Raw genomic sequence first — 24,857 nt, 5'->3', positions numbered from 1 at the left:
AAATGTGTGTTTTATTTGAGGGGGTATTTTATTTTAATATTGAAATTTAGATAAAATATTGAAATTTTATAAGGGTGGTTTTAAATTTTAGTATTTTTGTATTAAAATAAGTTGAATCCAATATTCATGGAAAAATTAAAGTTCAGAAATGCTGAGTGGGCAGATTTAAACAAAATCGTAGCCATATATAATTCAACAATTGCTTCAAGAATGGTTACTGCAGATATGGAAGAAGTCTCTGTAGAAAGCAAACTAAAGTGGTTTGAAGAGCATAACCCTCAGACAAGACCACTTTGGGTGGTTGAAGATGAACAAAGCCAGATCATTGGTTGGGTAAGTTTCAGTTCATTTCATGAGAGAGCAGCATACAATGGAACGGTGGAAGTAAGCATTTATCTGGATGAAGCCTGCAGAGGAAAAGGGTATGGAAAAACCATTCTTCAGTATTGTATTGATAATGCCGGAAAATTTGGAGTAAAAAATCTTGTAGCGCTTATTTTCCTTCATAATGAGCCCAGTTTGAAGTTATTCAGACACTTTGGATTTGAAGATTGGGGAAGTCTGCCTAATGTAGCAATTTTGGATGGTGTTGAAAGAAGCCTGAAGATCTTAGGAAAGAGAATAGATTAAGCTGAGTAGAAAATTATGCCTATTTGTGAATTTAATTTGTGCAATTTGTGTTTAGAAAATATACATAATCATGTAGATCTGAGAAAAGACATATATCAATGTTCTGCTGTACATTAACAAATATAAAAAAGGCTGCCTCAAATATTGAAACAGCCTTTTTGTTTTTATGAATTCTGCTTAATTCTTTTCGCAGACATATTCAGGAATCGTTTTACCAGGAAAACAGCAGAAACTGTCAATCCTAATCCGAGTGCAATCCACATTCCGAATGCTCCCATTTCCAGGGTTACACACAAGAAATATCCCAAAGGAATGGTAATTACCCAATAAGCAATAAAAGTATAAATAGATGGAATTTTCACATCCTGTAAACCTCTCAACATTCCTAAAGCAGTTACCTGAATTCCGTCAGAAAGCTGGAACAGCGCTGCGATAATCATTAGTTTTGATGCCAGGGTAATCACTTCCACTTCTTCTTTTTTGGTGAAAAAGGTTGGGAGTATATTTCTGCCTAAAATAAATACCAATCCACAGATACACATGAAAATAAAGGCAATCTTCAGGTTGTTGATTCCTACCTTTCTGAGTTCTACAAAATTCTGTTCACCCACTTTTCTTCCGATCATTACTGTAGAAGCAACACTAAACCCAACACATAAGTTAAAGGTGAAAGAGGCCATACTTAAGGCGATCTGGTGGGAAGCAATATCATGAGCAGAGATCAGTCCGCAGATAAATGCAGCTCCGGCAAAAGCGGTTACCTCAAAGAACATCTGTAGGGCTGTAGGCAGTCCCAGTTTCACCATTTTATCAAACATTTGCTTTGAGAAATCCTTAATTTTTAAAGAGAAGTCTTTGATATAGCGTCTTGTTTTTTCTTCTTTCACCAAAACAAAATACAGGAAAACAACCATGAAAATTCTGGAAATCAGGGTTGCCAGAGCAGAACCCTGTACACCCATTGCAGGAATTCCCCAAAGTCCTTTGATAAAGACATAGTTTAAGGCAATATTGATGATATTCGCGATAATAGTTGCCTTGGTAACTCCAATGGTATAGGACAAACCTTCGGAAACCTCACGAAGCGTCTGAAATGCCATAAATGGGATCATACTGACCACCATGATACTTAAGAAACCTACTGTATCAGGAATGATTTTGGCTGGCTGCCCGGAGTGATAGAGTAGTGGCATCCCCATAAGTAAGATTACCATCAGGATCACCCCAACAGCCATATTGATGATAAAACCGTGACTGAAAACAGAATTGATTGTAGCATGATCCTGTCTTGAATGTGCTTCCGAAACCAATGGCGGGATAGCAAATGAAAAGCCCAGAGCTAATACAAATATGGAGAAAAATACAGCATTCCCCAATGAAACGGATGCCAACGCATCAGCACCCAAAAGTTTTCCGACAATAATATTATCGAATAAGTTTACGGAAACCTGCCCCACCTGGGTAAGCATCACAGGCAGAGCCAAAGTCAGGCATTCTTTCGTATAGTTTTTGTTTAAAAATTTCATAATATTTTAAGATTCATATAGTTTATAATTCAAATAGGGTAAAAAAAAATTTGCAGTGGTAACACTGCAAATTTTTATAATATCGTAAATAATAGCTTTATTATTTCCTTACAAAACTTGCAACGTCACCTTCAGAAACAGTGTTTCCACCAAGAATAATCAATCTCTCCACAACATTCCTTAACTCCCTGATATTTCCAGTCCATGAAAGGGATTTTAAAGCATCAACAGCTTTATCATCAAACTTTTTCACAGCAGTACCATGCTCATCAGCAATCATACCTGAGAAATGCTCAACCAGCAATTTGATATCCTCTTTTCTGTCATCCAATGGCGGAACATAGATTTCAATAACAGAAAGTCTGTGGTAAAGATCTTCTCTGAATTTCCCTTCCTCAATTTCTTTCTGCATATTCTTATTGGTTGCCGCAATAACTCTTACGTCAACTTTTATTTCTTTATCACTTCCTACAGGAGAAACTTTGCTTTCCTGAAGAGCTCTCAATACCTTAGCCTGAGCAATAAGGCTCATATCGCCAATCTCATCAAGGAAGATCGTACCGCCGTTAGCCTGCTCAAATTTTCCCTGCTTATCTTTAATAGCCCCTGTAAAAGAACCTTTTACGTGTCCGAAAAGTTCAGATTCAATAAGTTCAGATGGAATTGCAGCACAGTTTACTTCTATCATAGGGCCTCTTGCACGTTCACTTTGATTGTGGATGGCATGGGCTACCAATTCTTTTCCGGCACCATTAGGTCCTGTAATAAGAACTCTGGCGTCAGAAACGGCTACTTTTTCGATCATATCCTGAATCTTTTGAAGAGCAGGAGAATCACCGATCATCTGGTATTTTTTATTTACTTTTCTCTTTAAGGTTTTGTTTTCAGTCTGAAGATTTTTGTTTTCTTTCTTCAGGGTTTCTTTTACCAAAGCGTTTTTCACACTTGTGATCAATCTGTTGATGTCAATTGGCTTGGAGATAAAATCGTATGCACCCTCTTTCAAACAGGAAACAGCAGAATCAATATCTGCGTGGCCTGAGATCATGATAAAAGTAGTTTCTGGTTTTAATGCGAGACTTTGCTTCAAAAGTTCAGTTCCAGAAAGTTTAGGCATTTTGATATCAGAGATCACCAATGCGAAATCTTCTTTTTCTACCTGTTTGTAACCTTCAAGGCCGTCTTCAGCGATAACAAATTCATAATCGGTTAATTCATCCGAAAGAATACTGTGAAGTACTCCCGAGATTGCTTTTTCGTCTTCTACTATAAGGATTTTTTGCATAGTTGCAAATTTAAATTTTTTGTTTCAATTATTAGCAAAAACTGTACCTAAATATTCTATTTTGAATAGTCTCTTCTTCCAAAAATTGCAGATCCAACTCTCACAGAGTTAGCACCACACTCAATAGCTGTCGGGAAATCATCACTCATTCCCATTGATAATGTATTTAGTGTTTTTAATTGATTTAATTCATCAAAAAGGCCCTTCAGGATTAAAAATTCATTTCTTACCTGCTGCTCATCATCTGTGAATGTTGCCATTCCCATTAAACCGGTAATTTCAACATTAGGGAATTGACCTTCAAAATACAGCTGAAACAGATCTTTCGCCTCAGTGATTTCAAGTCCGAATTTACTTTCCTCAGCGGCAATTTTTACCTGCAGCAGAACCTTGATGACCCTGTTGTTCTTTCCTGACTCTTTGTTGATTTCTGCTAATAATTTTTCAGAATCCACACTTTGTATCGTATCTATGAAAGGAGCAATGTATTTTACTTTATTGGTCTGTAAGTGGCCGATAAGATGCCATTGGATATCCTGAGGAAGAAGAGGGGATTTCTCCATCAGTTCCTGTACCTTATTTTCTCCAAAAACTCTCTGTCCCAGATCATATACTTCCTGAACTGCAGAAGCGGGATGCGTTTTAGAGACAGCAACCAGCTGAACATTGGATGGCAGCTGATCTTTTATAGATTTATAATTTTCTTTAATACTCATAGATGCAAATTTCCGAAAATTCCCTGACAGTTGCCAGTGATGGATACATTTTACATTGTTCTTTTTATATGAAAATTAATTCAAAACTTCATTGATCTTAGGATATTGAGAAATCTTTCTGAAAACAAACTTGTTGCTTTTCTGCAGTTTTTCAATAAACAGATCCAGCTCATTGATAGAGTCTGTATCTCTGAGATATTGATCATGAGTAAGGAAAACAAGGTGTCTTGAAGTTTTCTCAAGATCGTTAAAGAAAATACTGTCAACTTTCTTGATCATTGCTTCATGGCTTCCTTTTAAAGTCATTTTCTGGGAAGGTCTCCATTCAAGATCCCAGCCGATTACTTTATAACCTGCTTTTTTAAGACCATCTGCCGCTGCAGTAGAACTTTTGATATCGGTTACGTTAATATTGTTCAGCCTCCAGATATTTCTTCCGGGAGTTCTTGCTATTTTATCGGAAAGTTTCAGGCTGTCTTTGGCGATATCAAAATCGTGGACTACAGACTCAGCATTTTTATAAAAATCAGTGTATTTGTTATGGGCGTGGCTAAAGCTGTGGTTGGCCAGTTCTACAAGAGGGTTTTGCTTCAGAAGCTGCAGATCATCTTTCTGTTTTTTGCTTCCATAGGCATGTTTCCCTACCAGAAAGGCAGTTGCACAAACATTTCTTTTGTCCAGGATTTTTAAAAGATTTTCGGTTCCCTGATTGGGGCCGTCATCAAAGGTAAGGTAGATCACTCTTTTATCCGGATCTATGCTTTCATCGTCCATTTTGGAGGGTATTTCTGCGGAAGGATGCTCCTGTGAATTGACGACGGGGTCGCTCTTCACTTCATTCTTGAAATTACAGCTATACAATAAAGCCGAAGTTGCACTCATCAATGCAAACATCCCGAGAAAAGTCTTATTTGTTGACTTTCCCGCAAAAATTTTTCTCATAAAGATAATGGAATTTAATTTGTTAAAAATCGTTAAAAATAACAGTTGAAAGTTAACAAATTACATGCCATGCTGTGCAGGTTTTTTCTTTTTAAGTTTATTTTAAGAACTTTATTTTAAAGGAGATTTCAATTGCCTGATGAATTGTAGATTTATTGTTTTGTTTTCTTTAAATCGTAACATTTATAAATGTGTAAACGATAGTCTTTTTCTATTTTTATTACACTTTCAATATTCTTCATTTGATAGGGAATTATTTTATTTTAACAATCAAATAATTGCAGCTGTTCGTTATTTTAAAATACTTTTTAAGTAAAGTGAATTTTTGATGGCTGCAGTTCCCCAGGTATTATTGAAAAATATAAAAGCGGTTCGTTGAGCGTTTTTAATCTTCCCGGCAAGTTCATTCAAAAAATGTTCGCTGTATTCAGATTTGTAAAGAACGGGTATTCCGTGAAGCCTGTAATAGAGGATCTCCGGATGATTAATAATAAGTTCTTCAGGAAGATCACCTGGAAAACTTACACCTGAGAAGACGATATTATGTTGTTTTAAAAAAACGAATATTTCTTTTTGCCACCATGAGTCGTGCCGGAATTCAATTACATTAAGGAATGTGCGATCAACAGAACTGATTATCCTTTCTGTATTTTCTGCTGTATTTTTAAAAGAAGGAGGAAGTTGATAGAGAAATCCTGCAAGTTTACCTTTCAGATTACTTTGAATGTGCTTGCTGAAGGCTGCAATGTCTTCCTTTGAATTTTCAAGGCAGTTTTGATGGGAAATGGATTTTGGAATTTTAATGAAAAACCTGAAAGAATCAGGAGTTTCATCATGCCATTTCAAAAGTGTTTTTGATGTTGGCTTTCTATAAAAGGTAGAGTTGATTTCTACCGCGTTGAATGTTTTGGAGTATAAAGAAAGAAAATCTTTACTTTGGGCATTTTCAGGATATAAAGACCCTTTCCAGTCGTTATTATAAAATCCTGAGCACCCTATGTAAAGATTTTCTTTTATCATAATGTTATTTTATATCCAGATCCACGGAGTTTAATCTCAATGAATTCAGAATCACAGACAGGGAACTGAAGCTCATTGCTGCAGCTGCAATCATTGGTGATAGCAGAATTCCAAAGAATGGATACAATAATCCTGCCGCTACCGGAACTCCCAGGACATTATAGATGAACGCGAAGAACAGGTTTTCTTTAATGTTTTTGAGAAGTTTTTCACTTAATAATTTCGCTTTTGCAACTCCCAGAATATCTCCTTTTAACAAGGTAATCTCAGCACTTTCAATGGCTACATCTGTTCCTGTTCCCATGGCAATTCCTACATTTGATTGTGCAAGGGCAGGAGAGTCATTGATTCCATCTCCGGTCATGGCTACAATCTTACCTTGCTTTTGCAGCCTTTTTACCTCATTCAGTTTATCTTCCGGAAGACAGTTGGCTTTGAAATGTTTGATTCCTAATTCATCGGCAACGGCTTTGGCTGTGTGCTCATTATCTCCAGTCATCATAATAACATCAATTCCTTCGCTCATCAGCTGTTTAACTGCTTTTTTGGAACTTTCTTTTATTTTATCTGTAAAGCTTATGAAACCAAGCACCTGCTGATTTTGTGCAATATAAGAGATCGTATGTGCCTTTGACTGTACTTCCTCAGCTTTTTGCTTTAAACTTTCCGGAATGGTGATCTGATGTGAGGTTAACAGGCTTTCATTTCCTAAATAAGCTGTTTTACCATTGATATTTCCTTTGACTCCTTTTCCCGAAATATTCTCAAACTGATCTACTTTTTCAGAAGTTATATTTTCTTCTTTCGCTCTTTTTATTACAGCATTGGAAAGTGGGTGCTCTGAATTCTGATTTAAAGAGAAAGCCAGTTTTAAAATCTGATTCTGATCTCCGGTTACGGTTTCAATATGTTCTACTGAAGGTTTTCCTTCCGTTAAAGTTCCTGTTTTATCCGTGATCAAAACATTTACTTTGTTCATTTGTTCCAGAGCTTCTGCGTTTTTGATCAGAATTCCGTTTTTGGCGCCTTTCCCGATTCCTACCATTAAAGACATAGGAGTTGCCAGTCCCAGGGCACACGGACATGCTACAATTAAAACTGCAACAGCGTTCACGAATGCAAATAAGGTTCTTTTTCCTTCCGGACCGAAAAACTGCCACAGGATAAAAGTAAGTACAGCAATAAGAATTACAACGGGAACAAATACTTTTGAAACCTTATCAGTAAGTTTCTGGATCGGAGCTTTGCTTCGGCTGGCTTCATTCACCATTTTAATGATCTGTGAAAGAAGTGTTTCATCACCTACTTTCTCAGCCTTCATGATGAATACCTGATTACCATTTATCGTTCCTGAAGAAACTTTATCATCTATATTCTTTTCAACAGGAACGGGTTCACCTGTGATCATACTTTCGTCTACAATAGAATTTCCCTCAGTAATTTTTCCGTCTACGGGAATTTTTTCACCCGGTTTTACTTTTAATAAATCTCCAATTTTTACCTGAGAAAGCAACACTTTCTTTTCTTCACCATTCACCATAAGGTTGGCTTCGTCCGGAGAAAGATTCATCAGTTCTTTGATGGCATTACCTGTTTTCTTATGAGCAGCAGCTTCCATCAGCTGGCCTAAAATAACAAGGGTTAAAATCACACAGACAGCTTCAAAATATAATGGAATTTCATGATTATGTCCACGAATTTCATGCGGAATAATGTCCGGAAATACTAAAGCCACAATACTGAAAATAAATGCGGCAGCCACACCCAGCGCAATAAGACTGAACATGTTGAGATTCCATGTTTTGAAAGAAACCCATCCTCTTTTCAACAGAAACCATCCGGAATAAAACATTACCGGAAGCGTTAAAGCAAGTTCGATAAATCCCTGAATCTGATGGGAAAAAGGAAAATTGATCAACATTCCGCCCATTGATAGAATGAAAACGGGAATCGTAAATGCTAGTGAAGTAATGAATTTTTTCTTTAATATATTGTATGTTTCATCCTCTTCATCATCACTGCTGTCCGGCATTCTTACGAGATCCATTCCACAGATCGGGCAGTCTCCAGGTTCATCACGAATAATTTCCGGATGCATAGGACATGTATATTTTGCAGTTTTCTTTTCAGGATACTTTACCAGGTCCATACCACAGACAGGGCATCCTACATTAGAATCATAGGTTTTGTCTCCTTCACAATACATTGGACAGTAATACCTGCCTGCCATTTCATCAGTTACTTTAGAAGCCTCGTGGTTATGGCTGTGATGATCATGATGATGATGAGCGTGGGAGTGAGAATGTTGTTGATGTGAACTTCCTTTTTGAACAAGCTCTTCCGTTATCGGTTCTAAATGCATATGACAAACCGGGCAGTCTCCTTTTTCATCGTACACTTTATCTCCTTCGCAAAACATCGGACAATAATATTTTCCTATATTGTCTTTAAAGTTTTCCGGAAGATTGGTTGTGGAAAAGGTTGGTTTATGATTGGGGTCTTTGGCTAGTTTTTCTTCAATAGGTACCAGGTACATTTTGCAGACAGGGCATCTTTCACCTTGTTTAAAATATACTTTATCTCCTTCGCACTCCATTGGACAATAGTATACTGAAGACGGAGATACGCGGTCCTGAGGTTTTACAAAGGCTTTCTCAGGATTATTCGGGTCTTCAAGTCTGTATTTTCCTATTTCTGCCAAAGCATCATTTAAAACTGAAAGCTTTACTCCATGACTGGAAGTAATTGTTGCGGTATTGTTTTCCAGATTGACATCTGCTTGAACGCCTTCAACACTGTTCAGTTGATTTGAAATTTTTTTCTGGCAGCCGGAACAGGTCATTCCGAGTATTTTATACTGTTGTTCCATGATTCTTAAATTTATACTACAAATTTCCAAAATGGAATGCTAAGGTTGTTATAAATTTAAGGATAATAGTTATAAAATTAGGAGAGGATGAGTTTTAGAGTGGGAGAGTTGTAGGGTGGGAGCGTTTAAGAGTATGAGGATTTTTAAGTGAAATACAGATATTTAACTCTTTTACTCCCAAACGCTCAAACTCTCCCACTCTCAAACGCTCTTACTTATAGATTGTCAAGCGCTTTACGGTTATGTTCTTTAAGTTTTTTGAATTCAGTAGGGGTAAATCCGGTTGTATTCCTGAATTGGGAAGAAAGATGCTGAACACTTTTATAGCCAAGCTTTCCGGCAATTTCGGTAAGATTGAATTCATTATAGAGAAGAAGTTCTTTTACTTTTTCAATTTTCTGAAGAATAAAGAACTGCTCTAAGGTGATATTTTCGTTTTGTGAAAATGTCTTTGAAAGTGAACTGTAATCCTTATGAAGTTTTGAACTTAAAAATTCTGAAAGCAGAAAGTCTTCAGCAATATCAAGGTCGCTGATCTTTATAATGATCAGGTTTTTGATTTTTTCAACAACCTGATGTGCGGAATCCATGATTCTTTCAAAACCTGTAGCAAGCAGCTCTTTTTCGATGGCCTGCAGCTTCTCAGGAGAAACTTCAGTTTCAGTTTCTGCTTCACCTAATATGACGGCACTTGTTTTTACACCTGTATTATTAAAGATGTTTTCTACTGCCGCAATGCACCTGTTGCAGACCATGTTTTTTATGAAAATTTTCATAGACTGTTGTTTAGCCTGTCTTTTACGAATTCAATCTGGGTTTTGCCATGAGGAGAAGGGTTGCCTTCTGCATCCAGGTTTACCATTACGATTTTTTCTACAGTAATAATGGTTTGATGGGTCATCTTATTTCGTACATCACATCTTAAAGTAACAGAGGAGGATCCGAAATGAGTTGCCTCAATACCTATTTCTATAATGTCACCCTGCTTAGCAGAGCTGACGAAATTAATCTCAGAGATAAATTTGGTGACTACTTTTGTGTTTTCTAACTGGATAATGGCATACAATGCGGCTTCTTCGTCAATCCATTGCAGGAGTCTTCCCCCAAAAAGAGAGTGATTTGGATTTAAGTCTTCAGGTTTTACCCATTTTCTGGTATGGTAGTTCATATCTTTTAATAATTTGTACTACAAATTTAGTGTTAAAAGCTGATGTTTTCAAAAGAATAGCATTTATTGATCTGAAAATAATGATTCATTTTCTCAATCATTTTCTTTTGGAACGCATGGCTTTTGTTTTTGTGACAGAAGTGCTATTCAATAAATCCTGATATTCTTTACTTTCTATAGGGAACAGAGCAACTTTCTTATCTGTATTATGATGGATTCCAAATCCATATCTTTTAGCTAATGGAGAAGATCGGAGGCATGCCTGACCTTTGGAAAAGAATTTTTCTCTTTCTTCCTGCTTTTTGCTTTCTGAAATATCATTTTTAATAGCATAACATTCAAAAATGATATCATCTGATGAATATTGATAGGGATTTTTTATAAGTTTCTCATATTGAAGACTGGCAATTGTTTTTTCTTTTTTCTCAGGAGGTATCTGAGCCTGGGAAACAGGGCAGTCTTCGGCTACTTCAATAAAGGTGTTGATGTAATTAGTTGTGTGTTGTTTCATCTTCTGACTTTTAATTGATATTTAATAGTAAGGGTGCTTATAAATAAAATACTATCTTGTGGATTATCAAAGTAATAGATCTCCAATATTGTTTTTATTTAAAAAAAATTAACTAATTTTATAATAACGAATTTTTAAATATAATTATTTGTAAATCAGTGTGTTTTATTGTGTTTGGGTTGTTTTTAACTTTAGAGATTCAACATAATGTGAGAAATATTTAAAAAAAGCTTTGATTTGAAATTTTTAATTGTATCTTGCATACGTTTATATTTGGAATCAATATTTGTTCATTAATTTATGTTGTTTTTCTTTTATATACCAAATTTTTATTAATTTTTTAATTTATTCAAAATGAACATTTTTGTTTCAAACATCAATTACGCAACTAAAGAGTATGAGTTGCACGATCTATTCGCAGAATTTGGAGACGTATCATCAGCTAAAATTGTTACAGACAGAGAAACTGGTCGTTCCAGAGGTTTCGGTTTCGTAGAAATGGGTGATGAAGAAGGAAAGCAAGCTATTGAAGCTCTTAACCAAAAAGAATTCAACGGAAAAGCTTTAAACGTATCTGAAGCTAAGCCAAGAGAAGAGAAGCCAAGAAGAAGCTTCGACAACAACAGAGGCGGAGGTTATGGTAACAACAACAATAGAGGCGGAGGCTATGGTAACGGTAACAACCGTGGCGGAGGCGGAAATCGTTGGTAAAAATATGGAGCGGCTTTTAAGCCGCTTTTTTTATGCAATTTAATTTCCAGTAAATCATTTAATTAGAGTTTTGTATTGAGATATTGAAGTGTTTTGGCATAATTTTAGAAAATTATCAATCAATCAAAAAGTAATTATAATGAAAAAACATTTATTAGCATTAATGATGGTGTTTGGTGGATTATTAATCAATGCACAAAACATTTATACTGGTCAGACCCTAGAGCAAAACAGAAAGTATTGGGCGAGTAACAACCGATATTATCTGATTTTTCAGAATGATGGTAACCTGGTTTTATACAATAGAGCGGGTGCTTCAATGTGGGATGCCAAAACAAATAATAAGGGAGTGAGAGCTGTTTTTCAGGAGGATGGCAACTTAGTAGTTTATACTCCGGGAAACGGAGTGGCTTTCAGTTCTAATACCAATGGAAGAAGAGCAGAAAGATTAACTGTTCAGGATGATGGTAATCTTGTGATTTATAATGGTTCAAATCCTTTATGGGCATCAAAAAGTGATTTGAAAAATGGCGGAAGAAATAATGGCTTTGGCCGTGGAAATGGTAATGTAAGTACAGGACACAGATTCCGTAAGGGAGAAAAAGTGTTTTCTCCTAATGGAAGCTATTATTTAGCTTTCCAAAATGATGGAAACCTAGTTTTATCCTATGATAGCGGTGATGTAATCTGGGCAGCGGGAACTGATAATAAAGGAAACAGAGCTGAATTTCAAAGCGATGGAAACCTTGTTGTATATGATTCTTATAATAAAGCTGTCTGGAGTTCAAATACTTCCCGCAGAGGAGCAAACAAGCTTTCCGTACAAAATGACGGAAACTTAGTAATCTACGGAGATTATACTCCATTATGGAGCTCAGGAACCAACAGATAAAACAATATTCTATATACAAATAAAAAAGACTGTCCTTGTGGCAGTCTTTTTTATTCATTATTTTAATCTTATCAGAATGTAAACATTCTCATAATAAATGCTGGCCAGTTCATTATCAGAATATTTTTCTTTTGTAATTTCATTGAAAATAAGTTTGACATGGTATTTACCTAAATCAGATTCCATTGCTATATCAGGAACTTTTACGGTTCCGTTTTTGTTTTTATTTTCTTCAAATAATTGAATGATTCTCGGTCCGAAATCTACTTCTTCATTAGAATTTAATCTCAGCCTCAATGAGGATTTGTCAGTCAGCTGATCTGTAAGTTCAAACTGGTCTTCATTCAGCTTTTGCGGATCTCTGCTGTAACGATGAAAAGTGAGTAAATATTGATAATTTTGGATGTTTATAATTTGCTTTTCAGGAACAAGAACAATTCTGTTCAGTTCGTAAGGCTTATTTTTAACGGTGATATTTACATCCGAAAATTTATTTTGAATATTGTAATTAATATTATAAAATGCACCCTTTTCAATATTATCGGATAACTCAGATTGATCTTTTTGATTCAGAAGATCTGATAAAAATTCACTTTGTTTTCTTTCTGCCAGAAATTCAAACTTATCAGCAATTTCATTACGAACTGTATCCGTAATTTTTTTATTAAAATTAATTTTACCGGCACTGATTAACTGATTTTGATTTAAAATATTCATGAGTTCTGTCTTCTGACTTCTCTTGGCAACACTGAAAGCATTGAGATAAGGAAAAATTAAAGCAAAAGCTCCAAACAAAAATAAGCTGACCGGAATAAACTTTATCGTTGCTTTTCTACTGAAAATAAAGTAAATAACAATACTCAGCAGCCAAAGTGCTATAAGAAAAACAAAATATCTTGGTTCTGTATAGCCATATTCCAGAATTCTTGTGAAAATGGCTGTGAAAAGCAGAATGATCAAAGGAACAATGGTGTAGTAAAATGCTTTTGAGAATATCTTAACCCACGATTTTGCATTTTCTTCTTTTAATGGATGTACAAGAAGCAATGCCAGAACCCCAACAATGCTGTAGGCTAATACAAGATAGGAAACCCAACCTCTTGGAAGCTGCCAGTTCATCAGGATTTTAAAAGAATAAAAATAAAGAATTGCTACGTAAATAAGGAGTAGCGGGATTAAAATAAACTGAGTGAAAAACTTTAAAACAACAGGATATGTTCCATCTTTTTCAAGATTATTTAAACCTTTGTCACTAAATAAAAGAAAAATAAAACTGCTTCCGAAAATAGCCAGAACAAAAAATGTATCAGTATAAATTCTGTGATGAAAATGAAAATCAAAAAGTTTATCAACAGCTAAAATGGCCAATTCAACTCCGCCGGTCAAAACTCCTGTAAATACAATAGTAAGGAAGAAATTTACAAAAAGATTTTTGTTATACTGCCAGAATCGGAGCTCCTTGTCTTTTTCAAGAAACGGAACAAAAGAAACCAGCAAGTGGGAGAGAAGAGCTGTAACTGCAATGATATAGACGTAAACTTCGGTGAAATTATTCTTTTTATCCGGCAAAATACAATAGAATCCAACAAGAAAAGCAACACCACATAGGTGTAATAGTAATTCTTTCCCGATTCTCTGTGATACCATTTTCAGGGCAAACATCAGTGAAATTCCGAGGCAGGCACAAATCGTAAATTTAATATACGCTGTAACTTCTTCAAGCTCTGTTTCAGCAATGCAGATGGCTCCTATTGCAGCTAATAAAGCTACTGCCAGAACCATCGGATAGCGGAAGATGACTTCATTAGCCCGGCTTAATGTTTCCTGGAATTTTGTTTTCATGATTTGGTGTTTTTGAGATTAAGATTAATCTTTTTTCTTCTTTTTCTTTTTGTCCTTCTCCTTTTCTTTCTCTTTTCCTTTGGTCTTCTTCTCTTTTTTAGGACTTAAGATTTCTTCAGCAATTTCAAACTTTGGTTCTTCAACTTTTGCTGGTTTTATTTCAATTTTCAGATCAAAATGACCTTTCATATCTTCCTGGGATATTAATTTTTCGCTTAATAAAAGCTCCAGGATTTCCTTTCCTGAGTTATTGAAAAAGTTATGCGAAAGTTCTTTCAATAGAAATTTTTTATATCCCTCCAAAGGAACGAGCACGGTGTATTTGAAAATTCTTCCTTCTTTTACGGTGGATAGATAGCCTTTCTCAACCAGTATTTTCAAATAAGTGGAAACCGTATTCTGATGTGGTTTCGGTTCCGGATGCTGCTCCATAACGTCCTTCAGATAGAAAGATTCCATTTTCCAAAACAGCTTCATAAAGTTTTCTTCTGCGGCAGTAAGATGATTTATTTTCATAGAGTACTCTAATGTTGAAATTGAATATTGCAATAAAGATAGATAAAAGATACCAAAAAAGCTATTCCAGCCCCCATAAATACTTCTTTTACCGTATGACGTTTTAAAATAATGCGGGTAATTCCGACCAAAGCGGCAATTCCCAGCCATAGCAGACCCATTTTCCAATCAAGACTAAAAAATAAAGCTGCTACAAATATATTGAATGCGGTATGCATTGAACTTTTGATAAAAAGATTGCTTACCTGAAGAGCAAATAGAAGTATTAAAATAAAAAGCATGACAAGATCAACAGATCCGTTTCTGATGTAATCGAAAACAAGATAAGTAATCACACATACTGCGATAAATATATACAGTGTTTTTCTTTGAACCCGGTTGGATACGTCCATATTGGTATATCTTCCTGTTTTCACATTCCATACCAGCCAAATGACAACCGGAATAATAATCATTGCTAATACGGGAATGAAGTACATCATAGAATCTTTAAGAGTGTATTCCCTGATGCTCATATATATGAAAAAAATAATCAGAGAGACCAGAGGATTAAAGAAGTCGGAAATGACTTTTGAAATTTTATGTAGTAATGAAGACTGTTTTTCTTCCATAATCAATTTTAAAAATCAAATATACCATTATAACCTCAAAAAACAAACGGAAAACAGAGGTGTTAAAGGTGCTAAATTATGTGAAAACGGCTCAATGTCAGTCACTTTTGATATAATGAAATATTTTCAGTTATTTTAAATTAATATTGAATTTTGCCGAAAATGTATACCTTTAACTAATTGGTTTTAATCATTAATATAATGAAATATCTATTCACAGTCTTCTTGATAATTGCAGGTTATTTTGCTTTTGGGCAAAAGCTTTCTCAGGAAAAAATTTCTACAATGCCAGCTCCTGTGCATCAGTTAAGGATTTATGAAGTTCCCAAAGAGAATAAACAGGTTTTTCTGGATCGTTTCCGGGATCATGCACTCAGGATAATGAAGAAATATAGTTTTACCATTGTGGCAACTTGGGAATCGGAATTCAGGGAGAAAACAGAATTTGTTTATCTGCTTGAGTGGAAAGATGAAGATGCAATGAAAACCGCGTGGGAAGGATTCATGGCAGATAAAGAATGGAAAGAAATTAAAGCCAGAACAGCAAAACAATATGGTAATTTCGTTAATGAAATTGAAGACAGAACCCTGAAACTTACAGATTTTTCCCCGGAAAAGAAGCTCTTGAAATAACCAAAAGATATATTAACAATAATTAAAGAGAAAGAAATAGGATTATAAAAAGTACCGAATTTTGATATCTCCGAATTATGTGTTGTTTCAGAAAAACCATATGGATAGGCTGATTCCTTATATATCGCGGTAAGAATATAATGGATAAAACACTGCTTTATCTTTCTTTCAAGGGGTCGAAAATTAAGAATAATCCATTCGGCCTGCAAATAGATTTTACAGAAAAAACGAAAAGTTATCTATGTATAGAATAAAAACAAAGTTTTTTTCATAATTTTGCTCAACTATTTCATCATAAAAAAGCAAGAGCTAACACATGAAAGAATTTTCTAAAGAGGTATACCTGAAGTGGTATGAAGATATGACAATGTGGAGAAGGTTTGAAGACAAATGCCGTTCTCTTTACCTAAAACAAAAGATCAGAGGATTTTTACATTTGTATAACGGTCAGGAAGCTATTCCTGCTGGATTTACACATGCAATGGATCTGACAAAGGATAGTATGATTACTGCTTACAGATGTCACATCCATCCAATGGCGATGGGAGTAGATCCTAAGAGAATCATGGCTGAACTTTGCGGTAAAGCTACAGGTACATCCGGAGGTATGGGTGGATCTATGCACATTTTCAGTAAAGAACGCCGTTTTTACGGAGGACACGGTATCGTTGGAGGACAAATTCCTTTGGGTGCAGGTATTGCTTTTGCAGATAAATATTTTGACAGAAAAGCAGTGAACATCTGTTTCTTTGGAGACGGAGCTGCTAGACAAGGTTCTTTACATGAGACATTCAACATGGCAATGAACTGGAAACTTCCTGTGGTATTTGTGGTAGAAAACAACCAATATGCAATGGGAACTTCTGTAAAAAGAACTGCCAACCACGAAGATATCTATAAACTAGGATTAGGATACGAAATGCCTTGTCTTGCTGTAGATGCAATGGATCCTGAAAAAGTAGCTGAAGCTGCTTATGAGGCTATTGAAAGAGCAAGAAGAGGAGATGGTCCTACATTCATTGAAGCAAGAACTTACCGTTACAGAGGACACTCTATGTCTGATGCTGAGCCATACAGATCTAAAGAAGAAGTAGCTATTCATAAAAATGATGACCCAATCGAGCTTGTAAAACACAGAATTTTAGAAAACGGATGGGCTACAGAAGCTGAATTGGAAGCTATGGATAATAAGTCAAGAGACTTTGTTGAAGAGTGTATCGAATTTATGGAAAATTCTCCATATCCAGAGACAGAAAAGATCTATGAGTATGTATATGCTCAGGAAAACTATCCATTCCTAGACAAATTAGAAAACTAAAAAATAAAAATTAATTTGAAATTTGAAGTTTGAAATTTCTGAAATCTCAAATCTCAAATCTCGAATCTCAAATCAATATAGATTATGGCAGAAGTAATTACGATGCCCCGCCTGTCCGACACGATGACGGAAGGTAAGGTGGCCAAATGGCATAAAAAAGTAGGAGATAAAGTAAAAGAAGGAGATATTTTAGCTGAAATTGAAACTGATAAAGCAGTTCAGGATTTCGAATCTGAAATAGAAGGTACCCTTTTATACGTAGGTGTAGAAGAAGGTGCTGCTGCTGCTGTAGACTCTGTTTTGGCTATTATCGGGAATGAAGGAGAAGATATTTCAGGATTGACAGGTGGAGCTGCTGCTCCCACTGCAGGAACTGAAGAAAAAAAATCAGAAGAACAGCCTAAAGCAGAAATTGCTGCACCTGTTGCTGCAGAAGTTCCGGCAGGAGTAGAAATTATTACAATGCCAAGACTTTCTGATACAATGACAGAAGGTAAAGTAGCTAAATGGCACAAAAATGTAGGCGATACAGTAAAAGAAGGAGACCTTCTTGCTGAAATCGAAACAGATAAAGCGGTACAGGATTTCGAATCTGAATTCAATGGAGTATTATTGAAGCAAGGTGTAGAAGAAGGAGGTGCTGCTCCGGTTGATTCCGTATTAGCAATTATTGGCCCTGCAGGAACAGATGTTTCCGCTGTAGGAGCTCCAAAAGCTGCAGCTGCATCAACTGAAAAACCAGCTGAACAAAAAGCAGAAGTTAAAACAGAAGAAAAGGCAGCTCCTGCTGCAGATTCTTCATCTTCTGACAGAATAGCAATCTCTCCACTGGCTAAGAAAATGGCTCAGGATAAAGGGGTTGATATCAACAGTGTTCAGGGATCTGGTGAAAACGGAAGAATCGTTAAAAAAGATATTGAAAATTATCAGCCAGCTGCGAAACCGGCTGCTTCAGCTCCGACAGCAAGCAGTGCTCCTATTGCCGTAAGCTTTGTACAAGGCGAAGATACAGAGACTCCAAACTCACAGGTAAGAAATATTATTGCAAAACGTCTTTCTGAAAGTAAATTCTCTGCACCTCACTACTATCTGATGGTTGAGATCAATATGGATAAAGCCATTGAAGCAAGAAAAGAAATCAATTCTTTACCTGATACTAAAATCTCTTTCAACGATATGATCATTAAAGCAACTGCAATTGCTTTAAGAAAACACCCTCAGGTAAATTCAAGCTGGGCTGGTGATAAGATCATCCACAGAGGAAATATCAATATTGGTGTAGCAGTAGCTATTCCGGACGGATTGGTAGTTCCTGTATTGAAAAATACAGATCAGATGACATATACTCAGATTTCTGCATCTGTGAAAGATATGGCATCAAGAGCTAAGAGTAAAGGTCTTAAAGCTAACGAAATGGAAGGATCTACATTCTCTATTTCTAACTTAGGAATGTTCGGAATCGAAACCTTTACAAGTATCATCAATCAGCCAAACTCTGCTATCCTTTCAGTAGGAGCAATTATTGAGAAACCAATCGTAAAAGATGGTCAGATTGTAGTTGGAAACACAATGAAACTTTCATTGGCATGTGATCACAGAGTGGTAGACGGTGCTACAGGTGCTCAATTCTTGCAGACATTAAGAACATATTTAGAAAGTCCATTAACATTGTTACTGTAATTTTCTGAAATGAAAAATAGTAAAACCTCCCAAGCCGGGAGGTTTTTTGTTTTTGATAAATTAAAATGCAAATGACTGATAAAACCTATGAGGCTTCATAAACAACATTATAGGTTTATAAATAAATTCTGAAAAAGAAAATAATACTTTTTTACATATGTTTTATAGCCAAAATATGAAGAAAATAATTAAAAAAATTAATAGAAAAGACCTATATAAATGAATTAGGAAAATCTAATCGTAATAAAACTAAAATAAAATATAAACCGCTTCAAAAAGCGGTTTTTTATTTGAAGGCAATTCACTATTTTTGAATCATGATTAAAGCAAGAAATATCCATAAATCTTATGGGAATTTAGAAGTACTGAAAGGAGTTGATATTCATATCAAAATGGGTGAGGTGGTTTCTATTGTAGGAGAATCAGGAGCAGGTAAATCTACGTTACTGCAGATTTTAGGAACTTTGGATCATCCAACCCAGTCAAACAAATATGATACTGAAATTGAAATAGCAGGAGAATCATTTATTAATATGAATGATAAACAGCTTTCAAAGTTCAGAAATCAGAATATTGGTTTTGTATTTCAGTTTCATCAGCTTCTTCCGGAATTTACAGCGCTGGAAAATGTATTGCTTCCAACAAAAATAGCCGGAGCCAATGAAAAAGAAGCCCTTGAAAAGGCCTATGCTTTATTTGAAGATTTAAAAATAGAACAAAGGCTGCAGCATAAACCCAATCAACTTTCAGGTGGAGAAGCGCAAAGGGTAGCTGTAGCAAGAGCTTTAATCAATTCACCCAAAATTATTTTTGCGGATGAGCCTACAGGAAACCTGGATTCCAAGAATGCAGATGATCTTCACAGATTATTTTTTGATCTTAGGGATAAATACAACCAAACATTTGTCATTGTTACCCACAACCCGAATCTCGCAGAAATTACAGACCGAAAGCTCGTTATGAAGGACGGAATGATCATAGAATAGGAGTATACAACCCCAGATGATGAAACACTTTATTTTTCTTTTTTTAATTTTAATTTCCTGCTCAAAAGCTGAATCACAGCAGTTGAACTCACAGCATGTGCCTCAGGAAAAGATTTTGGAGATTAAAAATTATATTAAAGGAAAAGAGTATAATCAGGATCTTGCTGTTTTTATCAATTTTAAGATACCTTCCGGAAAATACCGTTATTTCATTTATAATCTGAAAAATAATACCATTGTACAGCAGGCCGTCGTATCCCATGGTTCAGGTTCAGTCATTCCACGGTCAGATGCTTTAAAATTCAGTAATGTTGAAGGTTCCTATCAGTCATCTCTGGGAAAATATGCCATTGGGGAAAGCTATGTAGGAAAGTTTGGTAAAGCTTACCGATTAAAAGGTCTTGATTCTACTAACAGCAATGCAATGCAAAGAGCTATTGTTCTTCATTCCTATGGATGTATTCCTGATGTGGAATCTCAGACTCCTGTATGCCTGAGTTTAGGGTGTCCAATGCTTTCGGTAAATGCACTTAAAGAAACAGCAAAATATGTTGATCAGTCGACAAAACCGGTGATCCTGTATGCATTTTATTAATTCATAATCTTTTTTTCATGGCTATAAAATTTCTTGCAGAAGATGACAGACCCAGAGAAAAGTTTTTGCAGAAAGGCAAAAGCTCACTTTCTGATTCCGAGCTGCTGGCTATTATTATGGGAAGTGGAAATAGAGAGGAAGATGCTTTGGAACTAGCACGGAAAATTTTATCCTCAGTTAATAACAGTTGGCATCAGTTGAGCTTACTTTCTGCTAAAGATCTGATGAAATTTAAAGGAATTGGAGTAACAAAAGCGATTTCAATAATTTCAGCTTTAGAAATCGGAAAAAGAAGAACGGTACAGGAAATTCCTGAAAAAGCAGTGATCGGTAACAGTAATGATGCTTATCTTATTCTTCAAAACCAGCTTGCTGACTTAAGGACAGAAGAGTTCTGGGCTATTTTTCTTAACAACAGCAACAAAGTGATTCATGTTTCACAACTAACTCAGGGAGGAATAAGTCAATCTATTGTAGATGTCAGAGTTTTGTATAAAACAGCACTGGATCATTTTTCAACAGGTATTATCATTGCCCACAACCATCCTTCCGGAAGTTTAAAACCAAGCCGGGAAGATCTCAATATTACACAAAAAATAAAAGAAGCAGGAAATACTTTAAGTATCCAGCTTTTAGACCATATTATTGTCACGCAGGATTCCTATTTTAGTTTTTCGGACTCAGGATTATTATGATTAGAAGATTGAAATATCATGAAATTGATTTTGTAAAATATGCTCAATGTTTAGATAATTCTGAACAAAGAAAATATTCTGCTACAAAAGAATTTTTAGATACAACTTCTACAATGCCATGGGAAATTTTGGTTTATAAGGATTATGAAGCTGTGATGCCCGTACCTTTTGTAAGAAAATATGGGATGAAAATTGTTCATAATCCGAAACTTTGCCAGCAACTCGGTGTTTTTTCCACTAAAGATGATGTTGACCTTAATGAAGCTTTTTTAGAATATCTGGAAAAAAATTACATGATCAGAGCCTATTCGTTCAATGATGTAAACCAACTCCGAACGAAGATCAGAATTAAGAAGAACTTTTTATTGTATCCTGATACTTACGAGAAAATCCGTACCAATTATTCTCCCAAAAGGAAAAGAAAACTTCGTTTAAGTGAAGAAGTTTTAAAAGAATCAGAAGTTAAAACCATTTCTTTTGACAAAGCAAAGACTTTTATAGAAGTCAACACAATAGGGCTGAGCAAAGACAATGATCTGTATGAATTCAGGAGGATTTTTGAAAGTTTTCACAAACTGGGTTACCTGAAGTTCACTGCTTTTTATTATCAAAACAAGATTGTCAACGTAATTGCTACTTACACAGATTGTAATATGGTAGCACTTTTAGGTAATTTTAATGATAAGGATTATGTCAAATTATCAGGCGCATCAGTGTTGATTGATACTGTTATTAAAGAAAATATAGAAACTCATATTTTTGATTTTGAAGGGGGAGAGCTACCCAATATTGAAGAGTTTTTCAGAGGGTTCCGCCCGGAATTAAGACCTTACGGAATTATTGAGAATTCAAAAAAGAACCTCTTTAAAAAATTAGGCTATCTTATAATGAGAGGAAAGTCATTTTTATGATGAAAAGCATTGTTTAGATTGGTTCTAATTAAGTAATATTCCGTAACTTTATAAAATCCTAGTCAAACATTTATGTTACAACAGATTCGTCAATACAAACTATCATATATGCTTTATAACTTGTTTAAAAAAAATAAGTTAAAACATAATATCCCACTGTATAAAAAATACGGTATTAATAAGAGTTATTTTTCAAGTATTTCGAGTAAAGATTTTGCAGATCTTCCTGCCAGCGATAGAAAGGTAGATTATGCAAAGCTTGCAGAAACTCCTTTTTTTAAGAAGCTGACGGGAGAAAATAGAGAAAGCGCTCTTCAGTATGATGATAACGGGTATATGATTCTGAGAAACTTCCTGACGCCGGAAACAGCTGATCAAATTAATACAGAAATTGATAAGCTGATGGAAGATGGTACACTGAAGTTTATTTACGGAGGAAAACTGATGTTTGCTATTCATCATTCAGAAATTATTAAAAACATTGGAAATGATAAGGAACTGTTAGACTTTTTATCTGTTTTACTGGACGGAAAATCTAAACTTTTTCAAAGTATCAACTTCATCAACGGAAGCCAGCAGAAAACCCATTCTGACAGTATTCATATGACGACTTATCCCTTGGGGGGATTGCTGGGAGTATGGATTGCCCTGGAAGATGTGGATGAAACCAATGGTGCCCTTCATTACATTCCTAAGAGTCATAAATTACCTTATTTCCTGAATTCTGATTATGATAACGAAGGTACAGACTGGAAAATCGGTAAGAAAAGTTACAGAGCTTATGAAACTTTCCTGGAGGATAAGGTAAAGGAGCTGGGATTGAAAAAAGAAGTCTTTAAGGCAAAAAAAGGTGATCTGTTGATCTGGCATGCCAACATTCTTCACGGTGGTGAGCCTCATATGGATAAAAAAAGAACAAGAAAGAGTCTTGTTTATCACTTCTTTGATGAAAATAGTGTTTGTTATCATGAAGTAACCCAAAGGCCTGCATTGTTTGAACTGTAATCCTTTATTATAAAAAGCTTTTTATAAGTTTAAATGATAGTTTTTTTACATTTGTATACTTATAATATCAATAAATGAAAAAAAGGGAAAATATTCTTGTTTTTATATTTTCAATCTATGTGTGCTTCATGTCATACTACCTATATATCAACCATTATTACAACACTGATATGGAAGCTTATATGGGGTTGATTTATAAAACAGAATATCCCGAAATGAAAATTGAAGAGATTCATCAGAAAGTATATGATGAATTGAGGGAAAAGAACCCTGATTTTGCAGGATTAGGTCCTGTAGATCCAATGGTAAAAGAAGTGGCAGAAGGTGAAAGTACTTATTACAAAATATTATCACAGAATCCTAAAGCTTATGAAGAAGAATTACAGCTTTTTGCTGTAAAACCTTTTTATAATTTTATCAATTGGTCGTTCTTTAAATTGGGTTTCAGTGCATCAGCATCTAATTCTTTAATTTCAATTATTTCTTACGGCCTGATTCTTATTCTGATTTTCATTTTTTTGATAAAAATCCTGAAAAATTATAGTCTTGCTTTTATCATCACGATTTTAATTTCTCTGTTCAAACCCTTTGTGGAGTCCGGCAGACATGTCTCTGCAGATTCTTTATCATGCCTGTTGATTCTTTTAAGCTTCTATGTATTTTTAGTAAGAAGAAATTTCTTTCTCGCGGGTATTTTTGCTATGCTGTGTATTCTTACAAGGCCGGAATATTTTATTTTTTATTCTTTCCTGTATGGCCTTATTTATCTTTACAGAAATAAGCTTCTGGTGAAAACAGCTCCATTATTGATATCATACGGATACCTGTTTCTTTCTTTCTTTTTAATACAGACTTTTAATCAGGTTTCGTGGTCTACACTATTTATGAATCAGTTTACTAAAGTTCAGATTTATCCTGTCTCGCAGCCTGATCCGTTTTCTTTTTCAGATTATATTTATTTCATTAAAAGCAAAATAATGCTGGAGTTCAATGCTTCCTATTTTCCGGTTCTGTTGCTATTTATTGTCATTATTCTGGCTAATCATTTCTCGTTCCATAATAAAAAGAATCAGGCTCAAGTCTTGTTTTTTGCAGTTATTTATGTAACAGTCATGCTTAGATTTTTAGTTTTTCCGTCTTTGGCCAATAGGATGATGACGGGCTTTTATCTCATAATTATACTTGCATTGATTTATATACAGATTTCTAAAGTGGATATATTTAAAAACTCTTTAGAAGACGGAAAATAATTAGTAATTTTGCAGTCTAAAATTATGACGAGTCTTTCAGGATATCTACCGTATGCATTTGCATTGATTATTGCAATTCCTTTTCTGGTTTTGCTCAGACAATTTGTACACTCATACATTACCCTTAAAAATCAGGAAATCAAACTACTTACCGTGAAGTCGAATTCTGAGAATAAGGCACATTCTTACGAAAGAATGACCTTGTTCCTGGACAGAATGAAGCCGTCAAACCTTATCCAGAGGTTTGATAGAGAACTGGCTGTACATGAGTTTATTTTCCTTACCGAAAAAACAATCAATGAAGAATTTGAATATAACTCTTCACAGCAGTTATACATCACAAAAAATTCATGGAAGAATATCGTAGACTCTAAAAATGCGATCATAGAGTTGCTTCACAAAACTTATGACGGATTGAAAGGAGAGGTTCAGCTGGATGAATTTAAAACGATTTTCATCATGAACTACATGGAAGGCAATGATTATATTGTGGAAACAATAGAAGACCTAAGAAAAGAAATTTTAATAATAACTTAAAAAATAAC

Annotated in this window: 25 protein-coding genes; 13 read left to right on the top strand and 12 right to left on the bottom strand. The window is 35.1% G+C overall.

The window, feature by feature from the left end; all coding sequences use genetic code 11:
* Positions 1 to 126 precede the first annotated feature (126 nt).
* Positions 127 to 630, top strand: a complete 504-nt coding sequence (locus tag OL225_RS09695; protein ID WP_264518102.1) for a GNAT family N-acetyltransferase — start codon at positions 127 to 129, stop codon at positions 628 to 630.
* 164 nt (positions 631 to 794) lie between these two features.
* Here the strand turns inward: OL225_RS09695 and OL225_RS09690 are convergent, their stop codons facing one another.
* The 9 genes from OL225_RS09690 to OL225_RS09650 form a co-directional block, all read right to left on the bottom strand.
* A complete protein-coding gene (locus OL225_RS09690; protein ID WP_264518101.1) occupies positions 795 to 2,156 on the bottom strand; it encodes an MATE family efflux transporter in 1,362 nt (453 codons plus the stop codon).
* A gap of 100 nt (positions 2,157 to 2,256) precedes the next feature.
* Positions 2,257 to 3,441: a sigma-54-dependent transcriptional regulator gene (locus OL225_RS09685; RefSeq protein WP_047375267.1), complete on the bottom strand. Its 1,185-nt coding sequence runs from the start codon at positions 3,439 to 3,441 to the stop codon at positions 2,257 to 2,259.
* 56 nt (positions 3,442 to 3,497) lie between these two features.
* A complete protein-coding gene (locus tag OL225_RS09680) occupies positions 3,498 to 4,157 on the bottom strand; it encodes a YggS family pyridoxal phosphate-dependent enzyme (RefSeq protein WP_264518100.1) in 660 nt (219 codons plus the stop codon).
* A gap of 75 nt (positions 4,158 to 4,232) precedes the next feature.
* The gene (locus OL225_RS09675) at positions 4,233 to 5,099 is read right to left on the bottom strand and encodes a polysaccharide deacetylase family protein (RefSeq protein ID WP_264518099.1); all 867 of its coding nucleotides are present in this window, start codon (positions 5,097 to 5,099) and stop codon (positions 4,233 to 4,235) included.
* 291 nt (positions 5,100 to 5,390) lie between these two features.
* Entirely contained in the window at positions 5,391 to 6,119 is a 729-nt protein-coding gene (locus OL225_RS09670; RefSeq protein ID WP_264518098.1) for a DUF72 domain-containing protein, read from the bottom strand.
* 4 nt (positions 6,120 to 6,123) lie between these two features.
* The gene (locus OL225_RS09665) at positions 6,124 to 8,988 is read right to left on the bottom strand and encodes a heavy metal translocating P-type ATPase (protein WP_264518097.1); all 2,865 of its coding nucleotides are present in this window, start codon (positions 8,986 to 8,988) and stop codon (positions 6,124 to 6,126) included.
* 215 nt (positions 8,989 to 9,203) lie between these two features.
* Entirely contained in the window at positions 9,204 to 9,764 is a 561-nt protein-coding gene (locus OL225_RS09660) for a helix-turn-helix domain-containing protein (RefSeq protein WP_213279178.1), read from the bottom strand.
* Positions 9,761 to 10,156: an acyl-CoA thioesterase gene (locus OL225_RS09655; RefSeq protein ID WP_047384576.1), complete on the bottom strand. Its 396-nt coding sequence runs from the start codon at positions 10,154 to 10,156 to the stop codon at positions 9,761 to 9,763. The genes OL225_RS09660 and OL225_RS09655 overlap by 4 nt, the downstream gene beginning before the upstream one ends.
* A gap of 97 nt (positions 10,157 to 10,253) precedes the next feature.
* A complete protein-coding gene (locus OL225_RS09650; RefSeq protein WP_047375254.1) occupies positions 10,254 to 10,667 on the bottom strand; it encodes a DUF6157 family protein in 414 nt (137 codons plus the stop codon).
* Between the two features lie 354 nt (positions 10,668 to 11,021).
* Between OL225_RS09650 and OL225_RS09645 the strand changes: the two genes are divergently transcribed.
* Together OL225_RS09645 and OL225_RS09640 are read left to right on the top strand one after the other, a co-directional pair.
* Complete coding sequence (locus tag OL225_RS09645) at positions 11,022 to 11,378, top strand: RNA recognition motif domain-containing protein (RefSeq protein ID WP_047375252.1); 357 nt, start codon at positions 11,022 to 11,024, stop codon at positions 11,376 to 11,378.
* Between the two features lie 139 nt (positions 11,379 to 11,517).
* The gene (locus OL225_RS09640; protein ID WP_264518096.1) at positions 11,518 to 12,270 is read left to right on the top strand and encodes a hypothetical protein; all 753 of its coding nucleotides are present in this window, start codon (positions 11,518 to 11,520) and stop codon (positions 12,268 to 12,270) included.
* 57 nt (positions 12,271 to 12,327) lie between these two features.
* On the opposite strand, the gene OL225_RS09635 is transcribed toward OL225_RS09640, so the two are convergent.
* The 3 genes from OL225_RS09635 to OL225_RS09625 are packed head-to-tail and all read right to left on the bottom strand — an operon-like array spanning position 12,328 to position 15,239.
* Complete coding sequence (locus OL225_RS09635; RefSeq protein WP_264518095.1) at positions 12,328 to 14,112, bottom strand: DUF4153 domain-containing protein; 1,785 nt, start codon at positions 14,110 to 14,112, stop codon at positions 12,328 to 12,330.
* A gap of 24 nt (positions 14,113 to 14,136) precedes the next feature.
* On the bottom strand, positions 14,137 to 14,628 hold the full coding sequence (locus OL225_RS09630) for a BlaI/MecI/CopY family transcriptional regulator (RefSeq protein ID WP_264518094.1): 492 nt from the start codon (positions 14,626 to 14,628) through the stop codon (positions 14,137 to 14,139).
* A gap of 8 nt (positions 14,629 to 14,636) precedes the next feature.
* Positions 14,637 to 15,239 (bottom strand): phosphatase PAP2 family protein, encoded by a 603-nt coding sequence (locus tag OL225_RS09625; RefSeq protein WP_047375248.1) that lies wholly within the window; start codon positions 15,237 to 15,239, stop codon positions 14,637 to 14,639.
* A gap of 201 nt (positions 15,240 to 15,440) precedes the next feature.
* Between OL225_RS09625 and OL225_RS09620 the strand changes: the two genes are divergently transcribed.
* The 10 genes from OL225_RS09620 to OL225_RS09575 all read left to right on the top strand — a co-directional run bounded on the left by OL225_RS09620 (position 15,441) and on the right by OL225_RS09575 (position 24,849).
* Positions 15,441 to 15,872, top strand: coding sequence for an NIPSNAP family protein (locus tag OL225_RS09620; protein WP_264518093.1), 432 nt, complete (start codon positions 15,441 to 15,443; stop codon positions 15,870 to 15,872).
* A gap of 316 nt (positions 15,873 to 16,188) precedes the next feature.
* Positions 16,189 to 17,190: a pyruvate dehydrogenase (acetyl-transferring) E1 component subunit alpha gene (pdhA, locus tag OL225_RS09615; RefSeq protein WP_264518092.1), complete on the top strand. Its 1,002-nt coding sequence runs from the start codon at positions 16,189 to 16,191 to the stop codon at positions 17,188 to 17,190.
* An 84-nt stretch (positions 17,191 to 17,274) separates the two neighbouring features.
* On the top strand, positions 17,275 to 18,870 hold the full coding sequence (locus tag OL225_RS09610) for a pyruvate dehydrogenase complex dihydrolipoamide acetyltransferase (RefSeq protein ID WP_264518091.1): 1,596 nt from the start codon (positions 17,275 to 17,277) through the stop codon (positions 18,868 to 18,870).
* Between the two features lie 317 nt (positions 18,871 to 19,187).
* A complete protein-coding gene (locus OL225_RS09605; RefSeq protein WP_047375239.1) occupies positions 19,188 to 19,856 on the top strand; it encodes an ABC transporter ATP-binding protein in 669 nt (222 codons plus the stop codon).
* Positions 19,857 to 19,938: 82 nt separating this feature from the next.
* On the top strand, positions 19,939 to 20,451 hold the full coding sequence (locus OL225_RS09600) for a murein L,D-transpeptidase catalytic domain family protein (protein WP_264518090.1): 513 nt from the start codon (positions 19,939 to 19,941) through the stop codon (positions 20,449 to 20,451).
* Between the two features lie 17 nt (positions 20,452 to 20,468).
* Complete coding sequence (gene radC, locus OL225_RS09595; protein WP_047375234.1) at positions 20,469 to 21,146, top strand: RadC family protein; 678 nt, start codon at positions 20,469 to 20,471, stop codon at positions 21,144 to 21,146.
* Entirely contained in the window at positions 21,143 to 22,057 is a 915-nt protein-coding gene (locus OL225_RS09590) for a hypothetical protein (RefSeq protein WP_264518089.1), read from the top strand. Before radC ends, OL225_RS09590 begins: the two co-directional genes overlap by 4 nt.
* Positions 22,058 to 22,165: 108 nt before the next feature.
* Positions 22,166 to 23,062 (top strand): phytanoyl-CoA dioxygenase family protein, encoded by an 897-nt coding sequence (locus tag OL225_RS09585; RefSeq protein WP_264518088.1) that lies wholly within the window; start codon positions 22,166 to 22,168, stop codon positions 23,060 to 23,062.
* Between the two features lie 128 nt (positions 23,063 to 23,190).
* Positions 23,191 to 24,312, top strand: a complete 1,122-nt coding sequence (locus OL225_RS09580) for a hypothetical protein (protein ID WP_264518087.1) — start codon at positions 23,191 to 23,193, stop codon at positions 24,310 to 24,312.
* Positions 24,313 to 24,336: 24 nt separating this feature from the next.
* Positions 24,337 to 24,849, top strand: coding sequence for a hypothetical protein (locus OL225_RS09575; protein ID WP_047375228.1), 513 nt, complete (start codon positions 24,337 to 24,339; stop codon positions 24,847 to 24,849).
* Positions 24,850 to 24,857 lie beyond the last annotated feature (8 nt).

Origin of the sequence: Chryseobacterium viscerum (assembly GCF_025949665.1) — a bacterium.
Classification (GTDB): domain Bacteria; phylum Bacteroidota; class Bacteroidia; order Flavobacteriales; family Weeksellaceae; genus Chryseobacterium; species Chryseobacterium viscerum_A.
Note: the sequence above shows the minus strand (reverse complement) of the source record. Positions and strands in the feature narration are given on the sequence as shown.